At 68.1% G+C, this 23,079-nt stretch carries 24 protein-coding genes; 10 read left to right on the forward strand and 14 right to left on the reverse strand.

Translation table 11 applies throughout. From position 1 onward, the window contains the following. Positions 1-15: 15 nt before the first annotated feature. The 4 genes from NL115_RS17895 to NL115_RS17910 form a co-directional block, all read right to left on the reverse strand. A complete protein-coding gene (locus NL115_RS17895; RefSeq protein WP_254830682.1) occupies positions 16-777 on the reverse strand; it encodes an HpcH/HpaI aldolase family protein in 762 nt (253 codons plus the stop codon). Positions 778-830: 53 nt separating this feature from the next. Beyond that, positions 831-1,238 carry a YlbF/YmcA family competence regulator gene (locus tag NL115_RS17900; RefSeq protein WP_254830683.1) on the reverse strand — a complete coding sequence of 136 codons (408 nt, stop codon included), beginning with the start codon at positions 1,236-1,238 and terminating at the stop codon, positions 831-833. Positions 1,239-1,321: 83 nt separating this feature from the next. Continuing rightward, complete coding sequence (locus NL115_RS17905) at positions 1,322-1,588, reverse strand: YihY/virulence factor BrkB family protein (RefSeq protein ID WP_254830684.1); 267 nt, start codon at positions 1,586-1,588, stop codon at positions 1,322-1,324. Between the two features lie 7 nt (positions 1,589-1,595). Beyond that, positions 1,596-1,769 carry a DUF1328 family protein gene (locus tag NL115_RS17910; protein WP_254830685.1) on the reverse strand — a complete coding sequence of 58 codons (174 nt, stop codon included), beginning with the start codon at positions 1,767-1,769 and terminating at the stop codon, positions 1,596-1,598. A gap of 198 nt (positions 1,770-1,967) precedes the next feature. Between NL115_RS17910 and dph2 the strand changes: the two genes are divergently transcribed. Both dph2 and NL115_RS17920 read left to right on the forward strand, forming a co-directional pair. Continuing rightward, positions 1,968-3,026: a diphthamide biosynthesis enzyme Dph2 gene (gene dph2, locus NL115_RS17915; protein ID WP_254830686.1), complete on the forward strand. Its 1,059-nt coding sequence runs from the start codon at positions 1,968-1,970 to the stop codon at positions 3,024-3,026. A gap of 320 nt (positions 3,027-3,346) precedes the next feature. Then, positions 3,347-3,856 carry a universal stress protein gene (locus tag NL115_RS17920; RefSeq protein ID WP_254830687.1) on the forward strand — a complete coding sequence of 170 codons (510 nt, stop codon included), beginning with the start codon at positions 3,347-3,349 and terminating at the stop codon, positions 3,854-3,856. A 32-nt stretch (positions 3,857-3,888) separates the two neighbouring features. On the opposite strand, the gene NL115_RS17925 is transcribed toward NL115_RS17920, so the two are convergent. Then, complete coding sequence (locus NL115_RS17925) at positions 3,889-5,217, reverse strand: permease (protein WP_254830688.1); 1,329 nt, start codon at positions 5,215-5,217, stop codon at positions 3,889-3,891. A gap of 435 nt (positions 5,218-5,652) precedes the next feature. Between NL115_RS17925 and NL115_RS17930 the strand changes: the two genes are divergently transcribed. From NL115_RS17930 to NL115_RS17955, 6 genes are all read left to right on the forward strand, one after another. Continuing rightward, on the forward strand, positions 5,653-6,252 hold the full coding sequence (locus tag NL115_RS17930; protein WP_254830689.1) for a DUF655 domain-containing protein: 600 nt from the start codon (positions 5,653-5,655) through the stop codon (positions 6,250-6,252). Between the two features lie 70 nt (positions 6,253-6,322). Beyond that, positions 6,323-7,162, forward strand: a complete 840-nt coding sequence (locus tag NL115_RS17935) for a 16S ribosomal RNA methyltransferase A (RefSeq protein WP_254830690.1) — start codon at positions 6,323-6,325, stop codon at positions 7,160-7,162. Next, on the forward strand, positions 7,162-8,526 hold the full coding sequence (locus NL115_RS17940) for a mechanosensitive ion channel family protein (protein WP_254830691.1): 1,365 nt from the start codon (positions 7,162-7,164) through the stop codon (positions 8,524-8,526). The genes NL115_RS17935 and NL115_RS17940 overlap by 1 nt, the downstream gene beginning before the upstream one ends. Continuing rightward, positions 8,519-9,115 (forward strand): HemK2/MTQ2 family protein methyltransferase, encoded by a 597-nt coding sequence (locus NL115_RS17945; protein ID WP_254830692.1) that lies wholly within the window; start codon positions 8,519-8,521, stop codon positions 9,113-9,115. Before NL115_RS17940 ends, NL115_RS17945 begins: the two co-directional genes overlap by 8 nt. Before the next feature lie 84 nt (positions 9,116-9,199). Further along, a complete protein-coding gene (locus tag NL115_RS17950) occupies positions 9,200-10,210 on the forward strand; it encodes a 5-methyltetrahydropteroyltriglutamate--homocysteine methyltransferase (RefSeq protein WP_254830693.1) in 1,011 nt (336 codons plus the stop codon). Further along, positions 10,207-11,358: a methionine synthase gene (locus NL115_RS17955; protein ID WP_254830694.1), complete on the forward strand. Its 1,152-nt coding sequence runs from the start codon at positions 10,207-10,209 to the stop codon at positions 11,356-11,358. The genes NL115_RS17950 and NL115_RS17955 overlap by 4 nt, the downstream gene beginning before the upstream one ends. 31 nt (positions 11,359-11,389) lie before the next feature. Here the strand turns inward: NL115_RS17955 and NL115_RS17960 are convergent, their stop codons facing one another. The 6 genes from NL115_RS17960 to NL115_RS17985 form a co-directional block, all read right to left on the reverse strand. Continuing rightward, entirely contained in the window at positions 11,390-12,418 is a 1,029-nt protein-coding gene (locus tag NL115_RS17960; protein ID WP_254830695.1) for a phosphate signaling complex PhoU family protein, read from the reverse strand. Continuing rightward, positions 12,418-13,092 (reverse strand): phosphate signaling complex protein PhoU, encoded by a 675-nt coding sequence (gene phoU, locus NL115_RS17965; protein ID WP_254830696.1) that lies wholly within the window; start codon positions 13,090-13,092, stop codon positions 12,418-12,420. Before phoU ends, NL115_RS17960 begins: the two co-directional genes overlap by 1 nt. 5 nt (positions 13,093-13,097) lie before the next feature. Beyond that, on the reverse strand, positions 13,098-14,021 hold the full coding sequence (gene pstB, locus NL115_RS17970; RefSeq protein WP_254830697.1) for a phosphate ABC transporter ATP-binding protein PstB: 924 nt from the start codon (positions 14,019-14,021) through the stop codon (positions 13,098-13,100). Next, positions 14,014-15,624, reverse strand: a complete 1,611-nt coding sequence (gene pstA, locus NL115_RS17975) for a phosphate ABC transporter permease PstA (protein ID WP_254830698.1) — start codon at positions 15,622-15,624, stop codon at positions 14,014-14,016. The genes pstB and pstA overlap by 8 nt, the downstream gene beginning before the upstream one ends. Further along, positions 15,624-16,754, reverse strand: a complete 1,131-nt coding sequence (gene pstC, locus NL115_RS17980) for a phosphate ABC transporter permease subunit PstC (protein ID WP_254830699.1) — start codon at positions 16,752-16,754, stop codon at positions 15,624-15,626. The genes pstA and pstC overlap by 1 nt, the downstream gene beginning before the upstream one ends. Before the next feature lie 70 nt (positions 16,755-16,824). Then, entirely contained in the window at positions 16,825-17,976 is a 1,152-nt protein-coding gene (locus NL115_RS17985) for a substrate-binding domain-containing protein (RefSeq protein ID WP_254830700.1), read from the reverse strand. A gap of 238 nt (positions 17,977-18,214) precedes the next feature. Here NL115_RS17985 and NL115_RS17990 point away from each other — a divergent pair, with 238 nt between their 5' ends. Beyond that, entirely contained in the window at positions 18,215-19,144 is a 930-nt protein-coding gene (locus tag NL115_RS17990; RefSeq protein WP_254830701.1) for a hypothetical protein, read from the forward strand. On the opposite strand, the gene NL115_RS17995 is transcribed toward NL115_RS17990, so the two are convergent. From NL115_RS17995 to NL115_RS18005, 3 genes are all read right to left on the reverse strand, one after another. Then, the gene (locus NL115_RS17995) at positions 19,141-19,914 is read right to left on the reverse strand and encodes a hypothetical protein (RefSeq protein WP_254830702.1); all 774 of its coding nucleotides are present in this window, start codon (positions 19,912-19,914) and stop codon (positions 19,141-19,143) included. The two genes, NL115_RS17990 and NL115_RS17995, sit on opposite strands and share 4 nt — an antisense overlap. A 165-nt stretch (positions 19,915-20,079) precedes the next feature. Then, the gene (locus tag NL115_RS18000) at positions 20,080-20,694 is read right to left on the reverse strand and encodes a DUF2391 domain-containing protein (RefSeq protein ID WP_254830703.1); all 615 of its coding nucleotides are present in this window, start codon (positions 20,692-20,694) and stop codon (positions 20,080-20,082) included. Between the two features lies 1 nt (position 20,695). Beyond that, entirely contained in the window at positions 20,696-21,583 is an 888-nt protein-coding gene (locus NL115_RS18005) for a 3-hydroxyacyl-CoA dehydrogenase family protein (protein WP_254830704.1), read from the reverse strand. 199 nt (positions 21,584-21,782) lie between these two features. Between NL115_RS18005 and NL115_RS18010 the strand changes: the two genes are divergently transcribed. Next, positions 21,783-23,042, forward strand: a complete 1,260-nt coding sequence (locus NL115_RS18010) for an acyl-CoA thioesterase/bile acid-CoA:amino acid N-acyltransferase family protein (protein ID WP_254830705.1) — start codon at positions 21,783-21,785, stop codon at positions 23,040-23,042. The last annotated feature ends 37 nt before the right edge of the window (positions 23,043-23,079 follow it).

The raw sequence follows: 23,079 nt of genomic DNA on the forward strand, positions 1-23,079 counted from the left end.
CGCCGCGACGGCCACTCACTCGCTCGATAGCGTCTCCCGGGCCGCCCCGACCGCCTCCGCGACGCCGTCGAGCAACATCGCGGTGTCCACCCCGGCGATGAGGAACCCGAACCCGAGCGAACCGAGCGTTCGAATCTCGTCCGGGCTCGATCCGAGCGTCCCCACCGGCGTTCCAGCCGTCTCGCCGGCCTCGAGGACCGTGCCGATGGCCTCCCGCAGTTCGGGACTCGACCACTCGGCGAAGACGCCGAGGTTGGCCGACAGGTCGGCTGGCCCGACGAACAGCGCGTCGACCCCCTCGACCGCGGCGATATCGGCGGCGTTCTCGACGCCCGCCTCGGTCTCGATCTGCAGGATGGTGAGGACCTCCTGGTTGGCCGTCTCGACGTACGCCTCGAAGTTCCGGCCGTAGTCGGAGGCCCGCGCGGCCGCGATGCCCCGCATCCCGCCCGGGGGATAGCGACAGGCCTCAACCGCGGCCGCGGCCTCGTCGGCGGACTCGACCATCGGCACCATCACGCCCGCGACGCCGGTGTCGAGGACGCGCTTGATGCGAACGGGGTCGTTCCAGGGGACCCGCGCGAGCGGGAGCGCATCGCCCGGCGCGGCGTCGACAGCACGGGCACAGTCGGTCACCGTCTCCAGCGAGTTCGGCGTGTGTTCCGTATCGAGCATCACGAAGTCGGCATCGGGAGCGAGCAGTTCGGCGACGGCAGGGTCGGCGAGCGAGGCCCAGGTCCCGACGACGGGGTCGCCACTGCGGAGTGCGTCACGCATGGCTCGGAGGTAGTGCGGTCCACGCAAAAAGACCGGTGCGGCGCCGGGGGTTGTCAGTCCTCGCAGCAGCCGCCGGCCTTGCCGCCGAAGTCGACCGCGAGCGGGTCGGAGATGAGCTCGTTCAGCTCCTGCAGCGAGAGTTCGAGTCGGTTCTGTGCGGCCTGGAACTCGGCCATCTCCGGGATGTCGTTGAGCTCCTGCTGGGCCTCCTGCAGTTCGCGGAGGTCCTCGTTGGTCGCGTCGCCGGTCTGCCGGGCGAGCATGAACTCCTCGCGGAGCTGCTCGAACTCCCGGACCTGCGCCTGGATCTCCTCGTCGGACTCGACGGCCTCCTTCGCCTCCATGAACTCCTGGTAGGCTGGCAGTTCGGTGATGACCTCGCCGAGTTCCGAGGCGAGTTCCGTCGCCTGTGCCGCCGGGTGTTCCGCCTCCGTGTCGACCTCGCTCGAGTCGATGCTCATTGGCCGCGCTTGGGACTGACACGATTTAGGTCTGCCGAACGCACGCGCCGAGGGACGCCGGGACGTGGCGGGTCCCGGCACCCTCAGTCGGGACCCTCGACCCCGTAGTCCTCCTCGGCGACGACGACGTTGAGGATGGTCCCCACAGGGAGTGCCATCCCGACGACGTACATCCAGGTCAGCAGGAGCAACACGCCCCCAGCGACGCCGTAGAGCTGGACGCTCTGCGAGGTGGAGGCGTAGAGGCTGTCCCCGATACCCGATACCCGATACCACCCCGACGACTGCCACGAACGTTGCGACGGTCCGTGCGGTGGGGACGTGCGACCCGCCACGACGTCGTTCGACACGGACAGCTCAGAGGACCAGCGAGACCACGAGCAGGACGAGGAAGATGACGACCATGATGCGGGCGATCTCCATACTGATACCCGCGACACCGCGCGCGCCGACGAGCCCAGCGACGATGGCCAGCACGAAGAAGACGAGCGCGTACTGGAGGAAATCACCCGAGAACAGCAGCGGCATCATCGGAAGCGACGAAGCGAGTCCAGACGCAAGTGATACTGGGAGGCTCACTGACATCAGCTGTGGTCGCCACGTGGATACTTATCCTGGACCTAAGCACTGACAGTCCGGTTCCTCGCCGGAATCCGATGGCGACAGCGCCGGCGGCTCGGGACCCGCGGAAACACCGACGTTATACGCGCCGAGGCGTACCCTCGGACAATGAGTCAGGACGCCGACGCCCCCGAGCGGACGGAGGGTGACCTCACGCGGACCGGGATGGCGCTCAAGCACGAGCGCACGTGGGACTACGAACTCGACCGCATCGTGGAGGCCGTCGAGGAACGGGACGCCGAGAAGGTCGGCCTGCAGTTCCCCGAGGGCCTGAAACGCCGGGGGCCGAACGTCGCCGACGACCTGCGCGAACTGCTCCCCGACGGCGTGCGGGTGATGATATCTGGGCAGCCCTGCTACGGCGCCTGCGACCTCGACACCTACCTGATGCGCCGTACCGACGTGTTCGTCCACTTCGGTCACTCTCCGATGAAGGAATCCGACTCCATCATCTACGTCCCGCTGTTCTCGAACGTCGACGTGGCGCCCATCATGGAGGAGTCGCTCGACGAACTCGCGGACCCCGATGTCGACCCGGACGTGGGCCTCGTGACGACGGCCCAGCATATGAACAAGTTCGACGAGATGCGCGCGTGGCTGGAGGAGCGCGGCTTCACGGTCCACACGCGCCGGGGCGACGACCGCCTCACCCACGAGGGACAGGTCCTGGGCTGCAACTACGCCTCCGCCGATATCGACGCCGAACAGGTCCTCTACGTCGGCGGTGGGAAGTTCCATCCCCTGGGCCTCGCGATGGAGCACCCCGAGAAGAAGGTCGTCATCGGGGACCCCGTCAACAACGTCGTGACGGTCGCGGACACGGAGAAGTTCCTCAAGCAGCGCTACGGTGCCGTCCACCGCGCGATGGACGCCGAGACGTTCGGCGTCCTCTTCTGCACGAAGATCGGACAGGGTCGCTGGGACGTGGCCAACGAGATCGTCGAGGCCAACGACGACGCCTACCTCATCACGATGGACGAGATCACGCCGGACCGGCTGGTCAACTTCGACATGGACGCCTTCGTCAACACGGGCTGTCCGCGCATCACCACCGACGACGGCCCGCAGTTCAAGAAGCCGATGCTCACCCCCGGCGAGTACGAGATCGCCATCGGCGAGAAGCCGCTCGACGAGCTGTCGTTCGATACGTTCCACGGCACCTGGTAGAGCGTTTTTCGGGTCCGGATTCCGCGCGCTCCGGCCGGTGAAGCGCGCTCGCTTCGCTCGCGCGCATGCTCTCCGCAATCGTCAACCAGATGCCGTATGCCGTAGATGGCTTCGTCGGGATTCTCCGAGAGTTACGGGGTGAGCAGCAGTGATACTTGATACAGGCTCCCGAAGTCACGGGAACTCCGGTTCATCGGGCGTATTAGGTCAGGAGGCGAACGAAGTCGGCGATTCAGTCGCTGAGAATTACACTTGTTCTCGATTCTCACGGTTTGGGCAAGCGCCCGAGCACCTTTTTCTATCGTAGGAGGAGGTAGGATATGACACTGCTCGTTCCGTTCGATGGGTCTGACCTCGCTGAAGCAGCGCTTGTGCGCGCAACCGAGTTCGGGAACGTATTCGACGAGGATGTGCTGGCTGTAAGTGTAATCCCGAAAGGGAACACCGACTATGCCAGAGAACGTGGCTGGGTCAAGCGGGATGAAGAATTCGCTATGGAATCTGTTGTGGCAACATTACACGAGCAAGTGACCGACCTATGTCCGAGTGCCGATTTCCGTCATAAAGTCGTGGACCGCTATGCTCCATCCGGCTCTATTGCGAAGCGCCTGCGAAAAGTGGCACGAGAAGAGGACGCCTCGATGGTCTTCCTCGGTAGTGAGAATGCCGGTCATCTCGTTTCGACCCTGAGTAGCGTGGGGTCAACTGTTGCGACAGATGGGGCCTACGATGTCGTCATCGTTCGTGACCGGACCCCCGCCAAAATCGCCAAACTGAAAAACGTCTCACCGTACAAAAATCCGAAATCGGATTTCTATCTCCACGAGTGAACGCCGAGGAGGATGGCAACTGGTCAGCTAACTCAGTCCGCCGCCTGCGCCTGCCCCCCGGAGCTCTCCTCGCCCATCCCACTCTCGCGGTGGAGCCAGTAGAGGAAGACGAACAGGCCCGTGGCGAACACGTTCAGCACGAGCTTGTAGTTCAGTTCGATGCCGACCTCTGCAATCTTGACGCTCGACGCCGGCGGGATGAGGCCGGCGCCCAGGAAGAGGAAGTGGACGACGACCCCGACGATGACCGCCGAGACGAATATCATCCCGGAGAGGACGGCGGCGAAGGTGGTGCCGTAGTAGTCGCGGTAGGCGTCCATGATGGGCGGGACGATGAGGTCGGCGTAGATGTACGAGAGGACAGCCCCGAACGGGAGCCCGTTGCTGAACAGGACTGCCGCGAAGGGGACGTTGCCGACCGAGCAGACGAACGTGGCCACGCCGATGAACGCACCAACGACCGCCGTCCAGAACACGTACACCGGGAGGCCGAACGTCGGGCCGGAGAAGATGGTCGTCCAGACCGACTCGGGGATGAAGCCGGCGATGAGACCGGCGAAGAGGAAGCCGATGGCGATCTCGTCCCAGAGCATCCCCCACTCCTTCCACTGCTTGTCGGCGAGGGCCTTCCAGCCGGCCGGCGAGGTGGCCTGCGCGCGGATGCTCGAGTTCGTCTCCTCCGGGTCGAAGCTCTCCCTGCACGACTCCGAGCAGAAGTAGTAGGTCCGGCCGTCGTGCTCCGTCGAGTAGTCGGTCTCCTCGGGGTCGACCTCCATCCCGCAGACGGGGTCCTGGGCCGTCTCGCCCGCGTCGTCGGTGACGTTCGTGCGCGCCTGCTCGATGAGGTCGTCAGGGACGAGGTAGACGAACCCGAACGCCAGCAGACCGATGAGCATGAACCCGCCGACGACGTCGGCGACGAGGAACTGCCAGCCCAGCAGGAGGACGATGACGACGCCGATCTCGATGACGAGGTTCGTCGACGCGAACATGAACGCGCCGATGGTTGCGGCCGCGGAGCCACCCTTCTTGAACAGGTTCTTCGCGGTGGCGATGGCGCTGTACGAGCACGACGAGGAGACGAACCCGAACAGCGAGCCGTATCCCAGTTCCCGAGCGCCGTGGCCGTTCAGCAGGTCCGCGACCTGCTCGTCGGAGGTCCACGCCTCGACGCCGCCGGCGATGGCGAACCCGACCACGAGCGCCCACCAGGTTATCCACGCCATCGCCGCCGTGGTAGTGGCGAACTGGCGGAGGCTCTCGGTGAAGAACGTCCCCAGCGGCTGGTTCGTCGTGAATACCCCGATTCCAACCGTCAGAAGCGCGATAACGGCAAGGATGGCGTACTCCCTGCGTTCCATGGCCGGATGTACCGGCGTCTCACTTACCCTGATTTCGCTTGTTGCAGCAGCACTCGCCACGGGGAGAACGTTTCGGGAATCGGGGCTCCGGACGACGGCTCACCTGTGGAACCAAACCGGGGCGGCGTCTGTCCCGATTTGCTCGGAGCGGCAGCGTACGACTGGGCCGACACCGAGGGGTCGCTCACGGAGGTTCAAATACCAGGGCCCGGCCAGCGTTCCCGTGACCTGACGAGTCGTCGCCGGACCGCCGACCCGAGCGGGTGGGACGCCACCGCGCGCTCGGTTCCGCCAGCGCGGTACCACGGTCCGGCGGTCGGGAGCGGTACCGCCTGTTCGCAAGCAGGCACGGGGGTCGATAACCGCCAGGGGACGTCGACACCGACTCCCGCGCGTGGCGGCATTTTAAATATCGGGTCCGTCTACTCTCGGGATATGACTGACGCCGGCGACACGGACGATTCGCAGTCGGCCGTTGCCGACGAGGACGACCCGCGTGAGGCGGTCGTGCTGGACTACCTCCCGACGGGGTTGCCGGACGAGCAGCGGAGCAACACCCCCGTCGCGTACGCACTGGGTGTCGACGAGTTCGACCTCTATCTCGTTCGCTTCGAGGGCGACACCGACCTGAACGTGGGTGACAGGGTTGCCACCGACCCTCGGGGCGAGGAGGTGAGTCGCGTGGGACACGTCGGTTTCGACGAACTCTCGGGGGCCGCGGAGTCGGAGCTGGAGTACGCTGTCGCGGCGATCGTCGACGAGGAGGAGCGACGGTTCGTCGACTTCTTCAACGAGGCCCAGGCCATCACAACACGTCTCCACGCGCTCAACCTGCTCCCGGGCATCGGGAAGAAGCTCCGCAACAACGTCCTCGACCTGCGCAAGCGCCAGCCCTTCGAGTCGTTCGACGACCTCGAGGAGCGGGTGTCCGGCCTTCACGACCCCCGGCAGGTTCTCATCGACCGCATCGTCGAGGAGATCCGAGAGGACGACATGAAGTACCGCATCTTCGCCACCCGGGACCGGGGCGAGTGAGGCCGAGTCACGCGGCCGGTCGGTGACGCCAACCCTTTATCGCCCCGGCGACGAACTGGCGATAGCGCGTATGACACGACGGGACCCGGATGCTCTGCGGCGCCGTGCCGGCGTCCGCGGGGACCCGGACCAGGACCAGCACTTCCTCATCGACGACCGTGTGTTGGACCGCCTTCCGGACTATCTGCCGGCCGACGCCGCGGACCACGTTCTCGAGATCGGCGGGGGCACCGGCGGGCTGACCGACCGGCTCCTCGCCGCCAGCGACGGCCACGTCACCGTGGTCGAACGGGACCCGGACCTCGCGGCTTTCCTCCGGGAGGAGTTCGCAGACGCCGTCGACGCGGGACGACTCGATGTCATCGAGGGGGATGCCCTCGAGTGCGACCTGCCAGCGTTCACCGGCTCCGTGTCGAACCTCCCGTACGGGGCGTCCAGCGAGTTCTGTTTCCGGTTGCTTCCCGAGGGGAGACCCCTCGTGCTGATGCTCCAGCGCGAGTTCGCCGAGCGGATGGCCGCCGAGCCCGGGACAGACAACTACGGCCGGCTCTCGGTGACCGCGGGCCACTACGCCGACGTGGAGGTCGTCGAGACCGTTCCACCGACGGCGTTCGACCCCGAGCCCGCGGTCGAGAGCGCCGTCGTCAGATGTCTCCCCCGCGACCCGGACTACGACGTGGACGAGGCCGCGTTCATGGCACTCGTTCGGGGTGTCTTCACGCAGCGGCGCAAGACGATGCGGAACGCCGTCCGGAACACGGTTCACATCAGCGGCATCGCGGACGCCGATGCCGTCGTCGACGCGGCCGGCGAGGAGCTGATGAGCCGGCGTGCGGGCGACGTGACACCGTCCGAGTTCGCCGAGTTGGTGAGACTCGCGACCGAGGTGACGGAGGTCGACCCACCGTGATGGAGGTGGTCGACGCGGCCGGGATACTGCTTCAGACCGAACCGCAGCTCGACCCCTGGACGTGGACGCTCTCCCGCACGGAGCAGTACCTCGTCAGTGCGGGGCTCCTGGCACTGTTCCTCCTCACGGCCGCGTTCGTCTACGCGCTGGGGCAGCCACTGAAGCGACGCATCCGGGACGACGAGGTCGTCGAGGCACTCCAGTCTCTCTCCATCAGTCTTACCGGGCTGGGCGTAGCGTTCGCGCTGGTTGTGGTCTGGCGGCTGCGCGACGAGGTGACGACCGCCTTCACCTTCGTCCGACTCGGCCCGACCGACGGGGTTCGGTTCCTCGTGACCGCTGCCGCATTCGGGGCGGCGTTCACCGTCACCCGTATCACGAAACGGGCCATCCGGCGGGGGTCGGAGGCCGACGCCATCACAGCCCACCAGAAGGAGGTTGCTCACCACGTCGTCCAGATTCTCGTCTTCGCGCCCGCGGCGCTGTTCGTCCTCGCGCTGTACGGGGTGAACCCGCAGAACCTCCTCATCGGCGCCGGCGCGGCGGGCCTCGTCATCGGGCTGGCGGCTCGCCAGACTCTGGGGGCCATCGTCGCCGGGTTCGTCCTCCTCGTCTCGCGCCCGTTCGAGGTGAACGACTGGGTCGTCATCGACCAGGAGGAGGGCGTCGTCACCGACATCTCCATCTTCAACACGGAGATACGCACGTTCGACAACGAGGTCGTCGTCATCCCGAACGACGAGGTCACGAAGAACAACATCATCAATCGCTCTCGGAACGGGAAGCTCCGTATCCAGGTCGACGTGGGCGTCGACTACGACATGGAGATAGCGCGGGCGATGGAACTGGCCCGCGATACGATGCACGTCCTCGACGAGGTGCTGGACGAACCGTCACCGGACGTCGTCATCGACGAACTCGGGGCGTCCTCGGTGGTGCTGACGCTGCGGTTCTGGATTCCGGACCCGACCATCGAGCGCAAGTGGGCCGCACAGAACGCCGTCATCGACGGGGTCAAGAACGCTTTCGAGGAGGATGGTGTGAAGATACCCTACCCGCAGCGCGAGCTGATGGCCCGCGAGGAAACCGGGGGCTTCCGGCTCACCGACGACCGTCGTGAGGTCCGGGCAGGGGAGACCGGCGAGACCGAGGCAGTGGTTCGGGAGGTCGAGTCCGGTGGTGACGAAGACGGTCCGGGCACGCATATGAGCGCCGTGACCGACCCGACCGTCGAGATCGACGACGGGGACAGCACCCTCCAGCCTCGCACTACGGAGGGGGAGTACATCGCCGCCATCGAGCGCGTGGAGGGCGGCTCGGAGCTGTCCGACCCCGTCGAACCGATGGACCGTGACCATGACTGACGGCGACCGCCCGCGGCTGGCGAGCCTCCGGGGCGAACCGGATGTCTACCGCGCGGCCGAGGACTCGCACCTGCTCGCGAAGACGGCGGTCGCCCGCATCGAGAGCGACGACCTCGTGCTCGACCTCGGGACGGGCTCGGGCTACGTCGGGCGCACGGTCGCCGAGGCGTGCAGCGCCCGGGTCGTCGCCTCCGACCTCAACCCGCATGCGTGCCAGCAGGCTGGCGACGCCGGGCTCGCGGTGGTCAGAACGGATATGGTCTCGGCGTTCCGCGACGACACCTTCGACTGGGTCCTGTTCAACCCGCCCTATCTCCCGACCCCCGAGGACCGCGAGTGGGGGGACTGGATGGAGCAGGCGCTCTCCGGGGGCGAGGACGGCCGTGCGGTGGTGAACCCGTTCCTGGCGTCCGTCCGGCGCGTCCTCGCTCCGGGTGGCCGCGCGCTACTGCTCGTCTCCTCGCTCACCGGACTCGACGCGGTGCGGAACACGGCCCGCAACGAGGGGCTGATGACGGACGAAGCGGCCGAGGAGCAGTTCCCGTCCGAGCGGCTGGTGGTACTCGAACTCACGCCGACCGGCACGTGAGCGGCGCCTCCCCCGCGGCAGATTACTCCTGAGCATCAATCTGATTAGCAAATATTATTCGGGGTGGTACCGTATCCGTCTCCGATGACCGAACTCGTCGCGACGACACCGGGGCTTCTCCCGCTGCCCGACTGGGCGAAGGGGGAGCTCTCGGACCTGAAAGGGCACCAGAAGTCCGACCTCATCGACGGAACCGAGGGCGAGGACGTGACCGAGGCGTACGACCGCGTCCGCACCGAGGAGCTCGAGTGGCAGACCGAGGCCGGGCTCGACCGCGTGGTCGAGGGGCAGGGTCGCTGGGACGACAACATCGCGCACCCGCTCGCCGTGTCCGACGCCGTCGACACACGCGGCATCGTCCGCTACTACGACAACAACAACTTCTACCGCGAGCCGGTTGTCACCGACGAACTCGCCGCGAGCGGCGACGTGGCGGCCGAGCTCGACGCGGCGGCCGAGCTGCTGGAGGCTGACGCTGGTGGGCTGCAGGCGGTTCTCCCGGGACCGTACTCGCTGGCCGACCTCGCCACGGACGAACACTACGGCGACGAGGCAGCGTTCCTTGACGCCGTCGCCGACTTCCTCGTCGACGAGGTCGACGGGTTCCCCGGCGTGGAGACGCTGTTCCTGCTGGAGCCCTCGCTCGTCGAGAACCCGCCCGAAGAGGGGGCTGACGAGCGCGCCAGCGCGGCCATCGACCGCGTGGCCGGCGCGACCGATGCCGAGGTCGTCTGTCACACCTACTGGGGTGCCGTGCCCGAGAAGGCGTACGCCCACCTGATGGACGCCGACCTCGACGCCATCGGCTTCGACTTCGTCAGCGACCACGAGGCGAACCTCTACAACATCACGGAGTACGGAACCACCGACGACATCGCGCTGGGCCTGGTCGACGGCCAGAACACGCGCGTCGAGTCCGTCGAAACCGTCCGCGACCGCGTGGAGTGGGTGAACGAACAGGTCCCCGCGCAGTCGTTCGAGACGACGTACCTCACCGCGAACACGGAGCTGTTCTACCTGCCCGTGAACCGCGCCCGCGAGAAACTGGACGTGCTCGCGCGTGCCGCCGCGGGCGAGACGGAGGTGGAAGCATGAGCGACTGGCCCGAGGTCGGCGACGATGACCGTGACGGACGTGACGCTCGCGAGGCGGTGCCCGCGACCGCGCCCGACGGTGGGGTCGACGTGCGCGAGCAGTTCCGCCCCGACGACCACCCGACCGACCACTTCCTCCTGACGACCGTGGTCGGCTCGTACCCGAAGCCCAAGTGGCTCAACCGGTCGGAGGACCTGGTCGACGACGAGGAGTACGACTTCGACGAGGACCACCTCCACGAGGCCCACGACGACGCGGCGCGCCTCATCACGGAGGAGCACGAGCGCGCCGGCCTCGACGTCGTCTGCGACGGCGAGATGCGCCGCAACGAGATGGTCGAGTACTTCGCCCACCGCATCGACGGCTACGAGTTCAACGGCCCCGTCAAGGTGTGGGGTCACAACTACTTCGACAAGCCCTCGGTCGTGGACGAGGTCGCCTACGGCGAGCAGTGGCTGGTCGAGGAGTTCGAGTTCACCAGCGGCGTCGCCCAGCGACCCGTCAAGGTCCCCATCACGGGGCCGTACACGCTCGCGAACTGGTCGTTCAACGAGCACTACGAGGACGAGGAGACACTGGCCTACGAGCTGGCCGACCTCGTCAACGAGGAGATCGAGGCGCTCGTCGACGCGGGCGCACGCTACATCCAGATCGACGAGCCGGCACTCGCGACGACGCCGGACGACCACGCCATCGTCGGCGAGTGTCTCGAGCGCATCGTCGACGACGTGCCCGCGGACGTGCGGCTGGGGCTGCACGTCTGCTACGGCGACTACTCGCGCATCTATCCCGAGATACTCGAGTTCCCGGTCCACGAGTTCGACCTCGAACTCGCCAACGGCGACTACGAGCAGGTCCCCGTCTTCCAGGACCCCGAGTTCACGAAGGACCTCGCGCTCGGCGTCGTCGACGCCCACACCGCCGAGGTCGAACCGGTCGAGGTCATCAAGGAGAACATCAAGAAGGGCTTCGAGATCGTCCCGCCGGAGCGCCTGACCATCTCCCCGGACTGCGGCCTGAAGCTCCTCCCCCGTGACATCGCGTACGGCAAGATGGAGAACATGGTGCAGGCCGCCCGCGAGGTCGAGCAGGAACTCGACGACGGCGAAATCGACGTCGGGTTCGCCGCGCCGGCCGCAGACGACTGAGCCGCACACCGCCCGTCCTTCCTGGCCGCGCTCAGCCCCCTTCCGGTCTGGCGGTGGTGCCCGCCGGTGCGAGTTCCTCCCGCCGCGTTCCCGCACGCAGTCCCATCTCGGCGATGTTCCCGCCGCTCTCGACGGTCCGGCGGAGCGCGTCGAGCACCCGGCCGGGCCGGTAGCTCCCTGCGGCGTCTGCCAGTCGGCGGTCCATCGACTCCACCGACGCCCGGATCTCCTCGCGCCGCTCGAGGGCGTCGTTCGCCGTCTCGACTGCCGCGTCGCCGACGACGACGGCGGTCGCCTCCTCGACCACGGCCCGTGCCTCCCGGGCCAGGCTGTGGAACTCGCTCGCCGGAACGGACTCGGGGAAGGACTCGACCGCACCGGCGACCTCGGCGATGGTTTCGGCGTCGTCGGCGACCCGCTCCAGTTCGCGGGCGACGGTGCGGAGCTCGAACAGTTCCAGCCGGCTCAGTCCGAGCGCGTCCACCTCGTCGAGCCGGGCGAGCCCGCGCCCGAGATGCCGGTCGATCATCGCGTACAGCCGGTCGGCTTCGGCCTCGCGGTCGGCCACGTACGGGGCCTCATCCGCGGTGAGCGCGTCGGTCGCGTCGCGGTGCATCGAGAGCGCCGTGAACCGGAGCTGACGAACCGACTGGTGGACCGACACCTCGCCGGGGTCGAGCAGCGCCCGCACGACGAGTTCCGTTCCCGTCTCCGCTGCGAGCGTGACGCCGACGAACGTGTTGGCGACCCGCTCGACGGCCGCGCGCTGCTCGGCCGAGAAGCCATCGGGCGCCCGGAGCGTCAGGTGCTCGAACCCCGCCGCGTAGGCGGCCCGTACCGCGCGTTCGAGTCGGACCGGCGACTCCCCGGCGACCGGGAGCTGGACCCGGGCGGTCGCGTCCTCCTCGGGCGCTTCCGGCTCGAGAACCAGCTGGTCCTCGCTGCGGGGGTCGATGTGGACGGTCGTCCCGGCGGTGATACCGGCTCGCCTGGCCCACTCCTTCGGGAGCGAGACCGTGTACGTGCCGCCGCCGACCCGCTGGACCTTGCGCCGCTCCATCAGTAGATCAGCTCCGGGTCGCTCTCGACCATATAGAGGGTGCGGGCGGCGATGTTGACGGCGTGGTCAGCGACCCGTTCGAGGTCCCGAACCGTGAGCAGCAGTTGAGACACGTCGTCGAGCAGACGCTCCAGCTCCCACGCGTCGGTCGCGGCCTCGCGCTCGACCAGGTCGCGCGCGACCGCCTCCGATGCGCGCCCACACAGCGCGTCGACCGTGTCGTCGTCCTCGTGGATAGCCCGACAGGCCGCCGCGTCCCGGTCGGCGTACGCGTCGAGGCTGCGGGCGACGAGGTCACGGGCCGCCGTGCCGATATCCCCGACGGAGACCTCCGGCACCAGGCTCTCGTCCCCGGCGAGGGCGTAGCGGCCGAGGTTCGCGGCGAGGTCGGCGATCCGCTCCAGGTCGGTGAGGATCTTGAACGAGGCGGCCACGAACCGGAGGTCACCGGCGACCGGCTGCTGGAGCGCGAACAGGTCGATACACCGGCTCTCAAGCTCGAGATAGCGCTCGTTGACCGTCGCGTCACCTTCGGCGACCTCGCGGGCGAGCGACTCGTCGCCGGTCCGCAAAGCCTCCAGCCCGTCGTCGAGTCGCCCGAGGACGAGCTGTCCCATCGCGAGCACGTCCCCGCGGAGGTCGTCGAGGTCGTCCTGGTAACCCGTTCGGGGCATCGTGGTCACCCGAACTTGCCGGTGATGTAGTCCTCGACCCGCTCGCTGTGGGGGTTCTCGAACACCTGGTCGGTGTCACCGTACTCGACGAGCTCGCCGCCGGTGAGGAAGACAGCCGTCTGGTCGGAGATACGGGCCGCCTGCTGCATGTTGTGGGTGACGATGACGACCGTGTACTCCTCGCTCAGCTGGTCGATGAGGTCCTCTATCTTGGCGGTCGCGATGGGGTCCAGGGCCGAGGCGGGCTCGTCCATCAGGATGACATCCGGGTCGACCGACAGGCAGCGGGCGATGCAGAGCCGCTGTTGCTGGCCGCCCGACAGTCCGAGGGCGTTGTCGTCGAGCCGGTCGTTCACCTCGTCCCAGAGCGCCGCGTCGCGGAGACACCGCTCGACGAGCTGCTCGCGCTCGTCCTCGTCGCTCCGGTCGAGCAGCCGCGCGAGCAGCCCCGTCTGCAGGTCGCCATGCTTCTCGGGACCGTACGAGATGTTCTCTCGGATCGACTTCGGGAAGGGGTTCGGCGACTGGAACACCATCCCGACACGCTTGCGGAGTTCGACGAGGTTCACCCCGTCCTGGTAGATCTCCTCCCCGTCGATACGGACGGAGCCGTCGACCCGGGCACTCCCGATGCGGTCGTTCATCCGGTTGAGACACCGGAGGAACGTCGACTTCCCGCAACCCGAGGGGCCGATGAGCGCGGTGACGCTGTTCTCCGGAATCTCGATGGAGACGCCCTTCAGGGCGTGGTCGTCGCCGTAGTGAACATCGAGGTCCTCGGCTGCGAGCTTGGTCCGGCCGTCGAACGCGTACTCGCGCCACTCCTCGCGGACCTGTTCTTCGGTCTCGCCGCTCGTCGTCTCGAGGGGCTGGTCCGGTGCTGTCTCCGCTTCCGTCCGCTCTGCCTCCGCCTGTGTGGTTTCACTCATGGTTGAGTCGCCTCCGGAAGTAGTACCGCGCGCCGATGCCGATCGCGTAGAACGACAGCACCACCACCAGCAACATCAGTGCCGTCGCCCACTGGAACTGCTCGGGGCTGGCGACGTTGTCGCCGAGGCCGACGCCCGCCTTGATCAGCGCGAACAGCTGGAACGGGAGCGCCGTCGTCGCATCCAGCAGCTCGGGGTTGGCGACGAACGGCGGCGTGCTCGTGAACTGGAAGCCGCCAATCACGTCGACGGTCTGCCCCCCCGAGACGAACGTCCCGCCGGTCATCGTCAGCAGGATGGGGGCGGTCTCGCCCGCGATCCGGCCGACGCCGAGGATGACGCCCGTGACGACGCCTGGAAGCGCAGCCGGGATGACCACGCTCTTGACCGTCTGCCACTTCGTGACCCCCAGCGCGGCGCTCGCGTCGCGGTACTCGTCGGGCACCGCGATGATCGCCTCCCGGCTCGTGATGAGCACCAACGGGAGAAGCATGAACCCGAGCGTGAGCATCCCCGATATCAGCGACTTGTTCCCCCCGAACCGTGGGACGAGGAAGGCGAAGCCGAACAGGCCGAACACGATGCTGGGCGTGCTCCAGAGCCCGTTGGTCGCCACCTCGACGGCCTGGGTGAGTCGACCCCGCTCGGCGTACTCCGTGAGGAAGATCGCCGCACCGACGCCCAGCGGCACCGCGAACAGCACCGCGCCGACCACCAGCCAGACCGTCCCGACGATCGCCGGCAGCACGCCCTTCACCTCGGCGAACAGTCCGGCTCCGTTCATCACGAACGGCACCGAGACCGGGAGCGCGACCGGTCCCACTGCCGGGCCGACACCCTGGCCGACCCGGGCCCCGTTCAACAGCCCAGGAATCCCCTTCACCGCCGTGAACGCGACCAGAACGAACAGCACGCCCACGATGGAACTCGCGTTCAGGTAGATGAGTACGTACGCGCCCATATGCCGGCCACGGGCGCCGAAGCCGCCGTACGCCTTCGCCGCGGCCCAGCCCGAGAGGAGCGCGGCGAACAGCGTCGCCGTGGGGACGACGAACTCGGCGGTGAGCGAGGCCTGCTGCTCGAAGGCCAGCTCCCACACCCAGGCCGGCCCGATGGTCCCGGTGACGAAGACCAGTCCCGTCAGGAGGGTGAGGGCGCCGGCTGGGAGCGTCGAGCCGATGTCCTCCCGGGGGAGCGCGGTCAGGGCGAACGCGCCGCCGCCCACGAGGAGGGCGACGGGCAGCCAGGTGAGCCCACCCAGCCCGAGTGTCTGGGAGGCGACCAGCCCACCGACCGTGAACCAGATGCCCGAGAGGACCGCCGTCGCGACCAGGCCGGCGCTCGGGCTCGGCTGGGTCTCGACGTAACCCAGGAACGAGCCGACGCCGAAGGTGATGACCGCCCCGCCCAGGCCCGCGAGGATCAGCCCGAGCAGCGTGACGACCGGCACGCCGCCGACCGGGTCGCTGATGGTGACGAGTTCGAACAGCGCCGCCAGCGAGAGGGCAAAGAGGAGTGCCGCGAGCGCGATCGCGCCCGCCGCGACCGCGTTCGTCTCCGAGGTGTCGCCCTTGACGAGGTTCGTCCGCGTCGTGCCCGCCATCAGACATCACCTCCCAGCTTCCGGCGCATCCGCCACTCGATGTACTGTGCCCCGATGGAGATGACGAGTACCGTGATGAACAGGATGACGCCCGCGACGAACAGGGCGTCCATCTGGAGCCCGTCGGCCTCGCCGTAGTTGTTGGCGATGAGCGAGGTGAGCGTCGCCTGGCCGTAGAAGGCGTTGTACAGCGGCTCCGTCAACTGCGGCACGCCCCGCAACATGACCGTCGCGGCCATCGTCTCGCCGATGGCCCGCCCGACTCCCAGCAGGACCGCCGCCGAGACGCCCGAGAACGCCGCCGGCAGGGTGATGGAGGTCATCGTCTGCCAGTCGGTCGTTCCCATCGCGAGCGAGCCGCTCTTCATCGACTCGGGGACGCTCGAGAGGGCGTCCTCGGCCACCGAGACGACCGTCGGCAGCGCCATCAGCCCGACGACGATGCCGACGAACAGGTACGACCCCTGGCCGACGGTCTGGAACTGGTCGGCCGCCCACGGGCTCAGGATGGTGAACCCGATGAACCCGTAGACGATGGAGGGGATACCGGCGAGGATCTCCACGCCCGGCTTGACGACCTCGCGGACGGTCGGTGGTGCGATCTCCGAGAGGAACAGCGCTGCGGCCACGCCCAGCGGCGCCGCGACCGCCGTCGCGATGGCCGTCACCATCACCGTCCCGTGGATCATCGGGACCATCGAGTACCGGATCGGCGGGGAGACCGCGTCCCACTGCGTCTGCGTGAACAGCCGCAGCCCGGGGATGGAGACGCCGAACACGGTCGCGCTCTCGTACTGGATGACGGGAATCGACTCGACGAAGATGAAGACGATGATCAACAGCAGTATCAGGACGGTCGAGACCATCATCGAGAAGGTCAGCACCCGGGCGGTCAGGCCCTGGTGCCGGAGCCAGCCGTACCCCGTACTGACGAGGAACACGGCGAAGGGGATGATAGTCAGGGGCGACACCGCGAGGAACCCGGCGAGTGCCGACAGGAGCGCGACGGTCATCACGCTGACCGTGGCCAGCGCCGCCGGCTCCGTCTCCTCGACGAAGTCCCGGAGCTGCCGGCGCCGTCGCGCGAACATGCCCGCACTCGCGGCCGGTTCGTTCGTTGTGTTCGACATGGTATGTGACGTATCGTATGAAACGGTGAGGACGGGAACGGCAACGGCCTCGTCGACAGGAACCCCCGCGTTACGCCTGCTCGGGCAGCTTGTCGGCCTCTGACTGGATATCGCTCGTCGGAAGCGGGATGTAGTTGTTCTGTTCGACGAAGACGATCTGACCGAAGTTCGTCAGGAACATGTTCAGGAAGGCCCCCTCCCGCTTGTCCGTCCCGCTCGGGGTGTCCTCGGTGATCTTCGTGTACATGTGGAGGTCGCGGTTCAGCGGGTAGGAACTGTCGAAGATGGTGTTCTCGGCGTCCTTGTCCGGCTGGTACAGGGTCCCCTCGAACTCGATGCCGATCGGCTGGACCGTCTCGCTGGTGAACGCCAGCGCCATGTACGCGATGGCACCGTCGTTGTTGGAGACGGCCTCGGCGACCTGCTGGTTCTGTCCGAACCGGGAGTTGACGCCCGGCATCGGTGCGTCGGCGCTGCCGAGCATGTTGAGCCGGAACGCCGTGTCCGTGCCCGAGCCCTCCGCACGGCCGATGACGAAGATCTCCTGGTCGGGGCCGCCGACCTCGGACCAGTTGGTTATCTCGTCCTGGTAGATCTTCCGGACCTGCTCACCGGTGAGCTGCTGGACGCCGTTGTCGTAGATATCGCTGCTCACGACGACCGGCTGGCCGTCGCGGCCGACGACGTGGTCGACGACCTCCTCGTTGGCCTTCTCCTCGCTCCAGCCGAGTTCGGCCGTGATGGGGCCGGAGGAGTTTCCGATGTCGACCAGCTCGTCGCGGACCGCCTTGCAGCCGGTGCCGGAGTGGCTCAGGCTGACCGTCGTGTTGTACGGCGGGTTCGACCGCTGACCCGTCTTCTCGAAGCCGTACTTGGCCGCGAAGTAGTCCGCAAGGTTGTCGTCCGTCTGGATCTCGTTCCAGCCGGGCACCTGCCCCTCGTCATTGGAGCCCCAGTACTCGCCGTCGCTCGGCGGCGCGTTCGCGTTCCAGTAGGAACTGCCCTTGTTCGAGATGGGGTAGACGGTCGAGGAGCCCTCGGCGGTGAGCAGCGCCGGGCCGCCGCTGCCGCCGTCGCCACCGTCGCCACCGTCGCCGCCGCCGCCGCTGTTGTTCTGGCCGTTGCTGGTGCAGCCAGCCAGCCCCGCTGCCCCGATGGCGCCCGAACTGACGAGGAACTTCCGCCGTGATACGCCGGTACCGGACGTTGTGCCGTCTGACATCAACTGAGAGGACCCGGGATTCGATTAAAGCGGTTTATAATACCGCTATGCGCCGATACAGGCCGATTCGGAGCCGAGGGGTCCGCCCCGTTCGGGTGGGTTCATCCACGTTCGAGGGGGTTCGCCCACGTTCGACCCATGACGGATATATATCCGACCCGACCGCTACCGAGGGGTGCTGTCCCGAACGAACGGCTCTGACGGAAGGTATACGGGCTGTGACCGGTGACCCCGGAACATGAACGAGAGCGGGCTCGTTGGACTGCCAGTGGGGAGCGCGGTCGATGCGATTGTCGACCGCGGGGACGGCGACCGCGACCCCGACACCGTACGCGAGGCGCTCGACCCGGTCACCGAGGACGGCGTCGTCACCCGCGAGGCCGTCGACGACACCGTCTCCGATACGTCGAAGCTGGTCGCCACCGCGGAGACGCGGGTCGAACTCGCCGGTATCGCCCACGAGGACGCGACCGCGGCAGCCGACCCCGTCGCCGACATCGACGTCGTCGCGGCCCGGCTGGGGACGTACGACGACCGGCTGGCAGCGGTCGAGGCGCGTGCCGCCGACCTCTCGGATGGGCTCCGTCCCCCCGTCGAGCAGCTGGGCGACCCGGGCGCGGTGTACGAACTGGCGGTCGAACTCCGCGAGGTCGCGGCGACCGCGCAGAACGTCGCCCGGGAGGCCGACGAGCTCTCGTTCGACCTGGAGGCGTTCGAGTCGTGGCTCGCCAGTCCGGACCGCCGGTACGACGAACTGGCCGAGGACATCGACCTGGTTTCGGGGTCGCTCGAGGAGCTGTCGGCCGCGGCCGACGCGCTTTCCGCGAGCGAGACGCCCGCGGCGGACTGGGCGGATGCCACGATGCGGGCGCACGTGATGGCGCTGCTCGCCACCGACCTCTGCGCCGAGGCCGCCGACCTCCGGACCTGGGCGGACCGCGAGGGCGACCCGTTCCGGGCGGAGCTCGCAGACCGGGTCGCGGCGACGGAGCGGGAGGCACGAGCTCTCGTCGAGACGCTGTCGGAGCACGGCGAGCCGGCCTGGCACGACCGGTTCGGTTCGGACCTCGCAGCGTTCGAGCGCGCCCTGTCCGCGTTCGCACCGCCCGTGGACTGGGACCGGGTCCAGGAGACCCTGGAGGAGCGCCGCGCGGCAGCGTTCGACTAGCCGACCCAGTCCGGCCGGTCGATGGTCGTGTTCCCGACCGCCGTGAGTCGGTGGGTTATCTCGACCCGGACCGTCTCGCCCCGGACGGTCGTGTCGTAGCGCAGCCGGAGCGACCGGACCAGCCCCGATTCCTCGACAGTCAGTCGCGCGGTCACGTTCCGTGGTTCGCCCAGCGAGATGGGGATGACTCCCTCCTCCAGCGGCGGGGGCTCCGCGGTGCGCAGGACGACCCCTTCGGTGGTCTGCTCCACCCGGTACTCGCCGCCGGCCGCGAGCTGCTCCCGGAGCATCACCCATCGGCGGAAGTGCCCCGGAACGGACGGGAACGGGCCCCGTTCGATCCGGGTGCCGTCCTGGTCGTACGTCCGGACGAACACCGCCGAACCGTCCTTCCACAGTTCGCTCCGGGCGACCGCCGGCGTCAGCCCGGGAGACCCCTCTGTCTCGACACGCTCGTAGATGGTACCGTTCGCAGCGACCCGCCGGTCGCGGTCGATGCGGGTGGTCCAGTTCCGGCCACGGATCTCGACCGTCCGCGTCAGGCGATAGCTCGTGGCCTCGCGCCGCCGCGCGTCCGCCGCGAGCAGCCGGTCGGCGTCCAGCGCCGTCACCCCCTCGGCAGCCGGGACGCCCGGGGCGGCCGTCGGTACCCCCTCCGGCACCGCCGCCGGCGTCAGCGTCTCCGTGCCCGACGACGGTGCGGACAGCGCGTTGCACCCCGCAAGCAGGATGAGAGCGAGGAGGGCGACGACGAGCCGGCGTCGATGCATCACACGGGGATAGGTGGAAGCCGAGTTTAGCTCTTGTGTCGGTCCTACCTCAGTTGTATCGACACGTACTACACAATACCCCAATCATATCAATATATTCGCCAGTATGAAATATACTCGGCGAGCCTCCGTCGGTCCCGGGAGGGGCCCCGAGCCGACTGGCGTTCAGGAACCGGGTAGCAGGTCCCCCAGCGCCGCCCCGATGACCATCGGCACCAGCGTGACCGACACCTGGCAGAACGAGAGCCACGGCTGTGACCAGTCCAGCCGACCCCACGCGGTCATCGCGACCAGCGCCGTGACGAACGAGATGATGAGGATACCGGCGAGCCGCCGGGGGATGAACCCCAGCAACGGTCGGTAGACGCGTACGTCCTGGAAGTCGGCGACGTAGAGGATACCGACCGTGAGCAGGACGGACGCGCCGAGGGTCCCGGCGAGGTAGAGGGGGTTGGTGGCGACGAACGCGCCGACCTCCAGGGTGCCTCCCTCCACGAACATGGGGATACCGAACAGGAGCGCCCCCAGCAGCGCCTCGGCGGCGTCCGCGCGGTCGAAGCCGTAGACGACGTTGCCGAACGGCCCCGACTGCATCTCGCCGAGGACGAGTTTCGCGCGCTCGACAGCCTCGCGCTCCTCGGGGTCGTCGACAGTCCGGGAGAGGGCCTCCAGTTCGTCGAGCACGTCGCTCGTCGTCGGTGGCGGCTCCCCGAGCGGGCGCGGTGGGTGGTCCTCGCTGGCGGTCGAGCCCTCGTCGTGGGCCGCGCCGTCCTCGGTCATCCTACGCCTCGTCGACCGGGCGGACGGCCTCGCCGTCCTCCCAGACGTAGAACCCGCGGCCGGACTTCTGTCCGAGGTGGCCGGCGCGGACCTTGCGACGCAGCACCTCCGGCGGGCGGAAGCGCTCGCCCAGTTCCTCGCGCAGGTGTTCGAGGATGTCGAGTCGGACGTCCAGCCCGACCACGTCGGAGAGCTTCAGCGGTCCCATCGGATGGCGGTACCCCAGCTCCATCGCGGCGTCGATATCGGCGGTCTTCGCGGTGCCCGTCTCCAGCATCCGCATCGCCTCGGCGCCGAGCGTGACGCCGAGCCGCGAGGATGCGAACCCTGGCGCGTCACGGACGACGACGGCCTCCTTCTCCAGCGACTCGACGAAGTCGATGGCGTGCTGACGGGCGTCGTCGCCCGTCTGCTCGGCGGTCACCACCTCGACCAGCCCCATCACGTACGCGGGGTTGAAGAAGTGGAGCCCACAGAACCGCGACGGGTCCTCGAGCGACGCGGCGAGTTCGGTCACCGGAAGCGAGGAGGTGTTGGAGGTGACGAGTGCGTCGTCGTCGACGACGGCCACGGCTTCATCGAGCACGCTGGTCTTCAGGTCGAGTTGCTCGGGAACGGCCTCGATGACGACGGTCGCGTCCGCGCAGGCGTCGATGTCCTCCGTCGTCCGCACGCGCTGGCGCGCGGCCTCGGCCGCGGCGGCGTCGAGTTTGCCACGGTCGGCGGCGCCGGAGATGCTCTCGTCGACCGCGTCGGCGGCCTCCTCGAGAACCGACTCGTCCACGTCCCGAAGCGTCACCTCGTGTCCCACGACGGCGGCGGCGTGGGCGATGCCCCGCCCCATCGTTCCGGCACCGAGGATGGCCACGTGTTCTGTCGTATCTGCCATGTCCACGAACGCGAGCGGGACCCCGTTAAGGGTTCGGCGCTGGAGTCGCACCCGGGCGACTCGACGGCGGATTCGACCGCAACCTTCATAACTCGCCGATTCGACTCCTCAAGCGGCGATAATTAAAAAATAACTTCGTTATATTTATTATTCTGCACCTATTCGACTAATTCCTGACTCTGGTCTCCGGATACCCACGATGAAACGAAACTCCGACGACAGCGACTGGAATCGTGCTTCCAGTACCCTCTCCATCGAAGTCCCGTCCCGCTCACCGAACGACGAGGCAGTCGATCTCCGTGTCACCGGCGCGGCACCCGGCTCGACCGTCGAGTTCCGTGCCACGCTCGTCGACGACGAGGGCAGGGAGTGGATATCGCGGGCGGCGTACACGGCCGACGGGGAGGGCATCGTCGACTGCCGCGACCGTGCCCCCGAGCGAGGGACGTACGAGGGCGTCGAACCGATGGGGTGGCTGTGGTCGATGCGGACCGACGCCGATGCCCGGTTCGTGAGCCTCGGCGACCGTGCCGAGGTGCCGGTCGCCCTGCAGGCCAGTACCGACGCTGCGGCGAGCGAGCGGGAGGTGACACGGATGCTGTACGACCCGGCCATCGAGACACGAGCCGTCGACCACGAGGGCCTCGTCGGCGACCTGTTCCTCCCGCCGGACGGCGGGCCGCATCCGGTCGTCCTCGACCTGCACGGGTCGGCCGGCCGGACCTCCCACCGGCTCGCGCGGACGCTCGCGACCCACGGGTTCGCCGTGTGCTCGCTCCAGTACTTCGGCGAGCCCGACCCGATTCCGGACGAACTCGCTCGCGTGCCGCTCTCGTACTTCGACGAGGCGGCAGCCTGGCTCCGCGACCAGCCCGACCTCCGGGGAGGGCGGCTGGGCGTCGTCGGAACATCCCGCGGGGCCGAACTCGCGCTCCTGCTCGGCGCGAGGGCCGACTGGGTGGGCGCCGTCGTCTCCTACGCCGGGAGCGGTGTCGTCTGGGATACGCCCGACGGCACGCCGGCCTGGGTGGTCGACGGGGAGCCGATTCCACATCTCTCGGGGGAGGGACCGCCGGAGCGGACGGACGACGGTCGGGTCCGCACGCGGCCGGTTCTGGAGCGGGGCTTCGAGAACGCCTCGGAGGCCGCCCGCCGCGCCGCGACCATCCCGGTCGAGCGGATCGAGGGGCCCGTCCTCCTGCTCTCTGGCGATGCGGACCCGGTGTGGCCGGCCCGACGGCTCTCGGCCGTCACGGCCGAGCGGCTGTCGCGACACGACTTCCCCCATCCGTTCGAGCACCTGACCTACGACGGCTGTGGCCACCTTATCGGCGTGCCGCACGTTCCGTTCGGGGGTGTCGAAGCGGGCGATGTGACCGCCCGCGCGACCGCACACGCCGCGGCGGACTCCTGGCCGGTCGTGCTGGAGTTCCTCGACCGTGGGCTGAACGAGCACTGACGGCGGGAACCCTTTTGTCGAATCCCGGCGAACACCC

It is taken from the genome of Haloglomus salinum (genome assembly GCF_024298825.1).
In the GTDB taxonomy this organism is placed as follows: domain Archaea; phylum Halobacteriota; class Halobacteria; order Halobacteriales; family Haloarculaceae; genus Haloglomus; species Haloglomus salinum.

Coding starts and splice junctions, on each gene's coding strand:
- NL115_RS17895 (WP_254830682.1), bottom strand. CDS start 777: ATGCGTGACGCACTCCGCAGTGGCGACCCCGTCGTCGGGACCTGGGCC.
- NL115_RS17900 (WP_254830683.1), bottom strand. CDS start 1,238: ATGAGCATCGACTCGAGCGAGGTCGACACGGAGGCGGAACACCCGGCG.
- NL115_RS17910 (WP_254830685.1), bottom strand. CDS start 1,769: ATGATGCCGCTGCTGTTCTCGGGTGATTTCCTCCAGTACGCGCTCGTC.
- dph2 (WP_254830686.1), top strand. CDS start 1,968: ATGAGTCAGGACGCCGACGCCCCCGAGCGGACGGAGGGTGACCTCACG.
- NL115_RS17920 (WP_254830687.1), top strand. CDS start 3,347: ATGACACTGCTCGTTCCGTTCGATGGGTCTGACCTCGCTGAAGCAGCG.
- NL115_RS17925 (WP_254830688.1), bottom strand. CDS start 5,217: ATGGAACGCAGGGAGTACGCCATCCTTGCCGTTATCGCGCTTCTGACG.
- NL115_RS17930 (WP_254830689.1), top strand. CDS start 5,653: ATGACTGACGCCGGCGACACGGACGATTCGCAGTCGGCCGTTGCCGAC.
- NL115_RS17935 (WP_254830690.1), top strand. CDS start 6,323: ATGACACGACGGGACCCGGATGCTCTGCGGCGCCGTGCCGGCGTCCGC.
- NL115_RS17940 (WP_254830691.1), top strand. CDS start 7,162: ATGGAGGTGGTCGACGCGGCCGGGATACTGCTTCAGACCGAACCGCAG.
- NL115_RS17945 (WP_254830692.1), top strand. CDS start 8,519: ATGACTGACGGCGACCGCCCGCGGCTGGCGAGCCTCCGGGGCGAACCG.
- NL115_RS17950 (WP_254830693.1), top strand. CDS start 9,200: ATGACCGAACTCGTCGCGACGACACCGGGGCTTCTCCCGCTGCCCGAC.
- NL115_RS17955 (WP_254830694.1), top strand. CDS start 10,207: ATGAGCGACTGGCCCGAGGTCGGCGACGATGACCGTGACGGACGTGAC.
- NL115_RS17960 (WP_254830695.1), bottom strand. CDS start 12,418: ATGGAGCGGCGCAAGGTCCAGCGGGTCGGCGGCGGCACGTACACGGTC.
- phoU (WP_254830696.1), bottom strand. CDS start 13,092: ATGCCCCGAACGGGTTACCAGGACGACCTCGACGACCTCCGCGGGGAC.
- pstB (WP_254830697.1), bottom strand. CDS start 14,021: ATGAGTGAAACCACACAGGCGGAGGCAGAGCGGACGGAAGCGGAGACA.
- pstA (WP_254830698.1), bottom strand. CDS start 15,624: ATGGCGGGCACGACGCGGACGAACCTCGTCAAGGGCGACACCTCGGAG.
- pstC (WP_254830699.1), bottom strand. CDS start 16,754: ATGTCGAACACAACGAACGAACCGGCCGCGAGTGCGGGCATGTTCGCG.
- NL115_RS17985 (WP_254830700.1), bottom strand. CDS start 17,976: ATGTCAGACGGCACAACGTCCGGTACCGGCGTATCACGGCGGAAGTTC.
- NL115_RS17990 (WP_254830701.1), top strand. CDS start 18,215: ATGAACGAGAGCGGGCTCGTTGGACTGCCAGTGGGGAGCGCGGTCGAT.
- NL115_RS17995 (WP_254830702.1), bottom strand. CDS start 19,914: ATGCATCGACGCCGGCTCGTCGTCGCCCTCCTCGCTCTCATCCTGCTT.
- NL115_RS18000 (WP_254830703.1), bottom strand. CDS start 20,694: ATGACCGAGGACGGCGCGGCCCACGACGAGGGCTCGACCGCCAGCGAG.
- NL115_RS18005 (WP_254830704.1), bottom strand. CDS start 21,583: ATGGCAGATACGACAGAACACGTGGCCATCCTCGGTGCCGGAACGATG.
- NL115_RS18010 (WP_254830705.1), top strand. CDS start 21,783: ATGAAACGAAACTCCGACGACAGCGACTGGAATCGTGCTTCCAGTACC.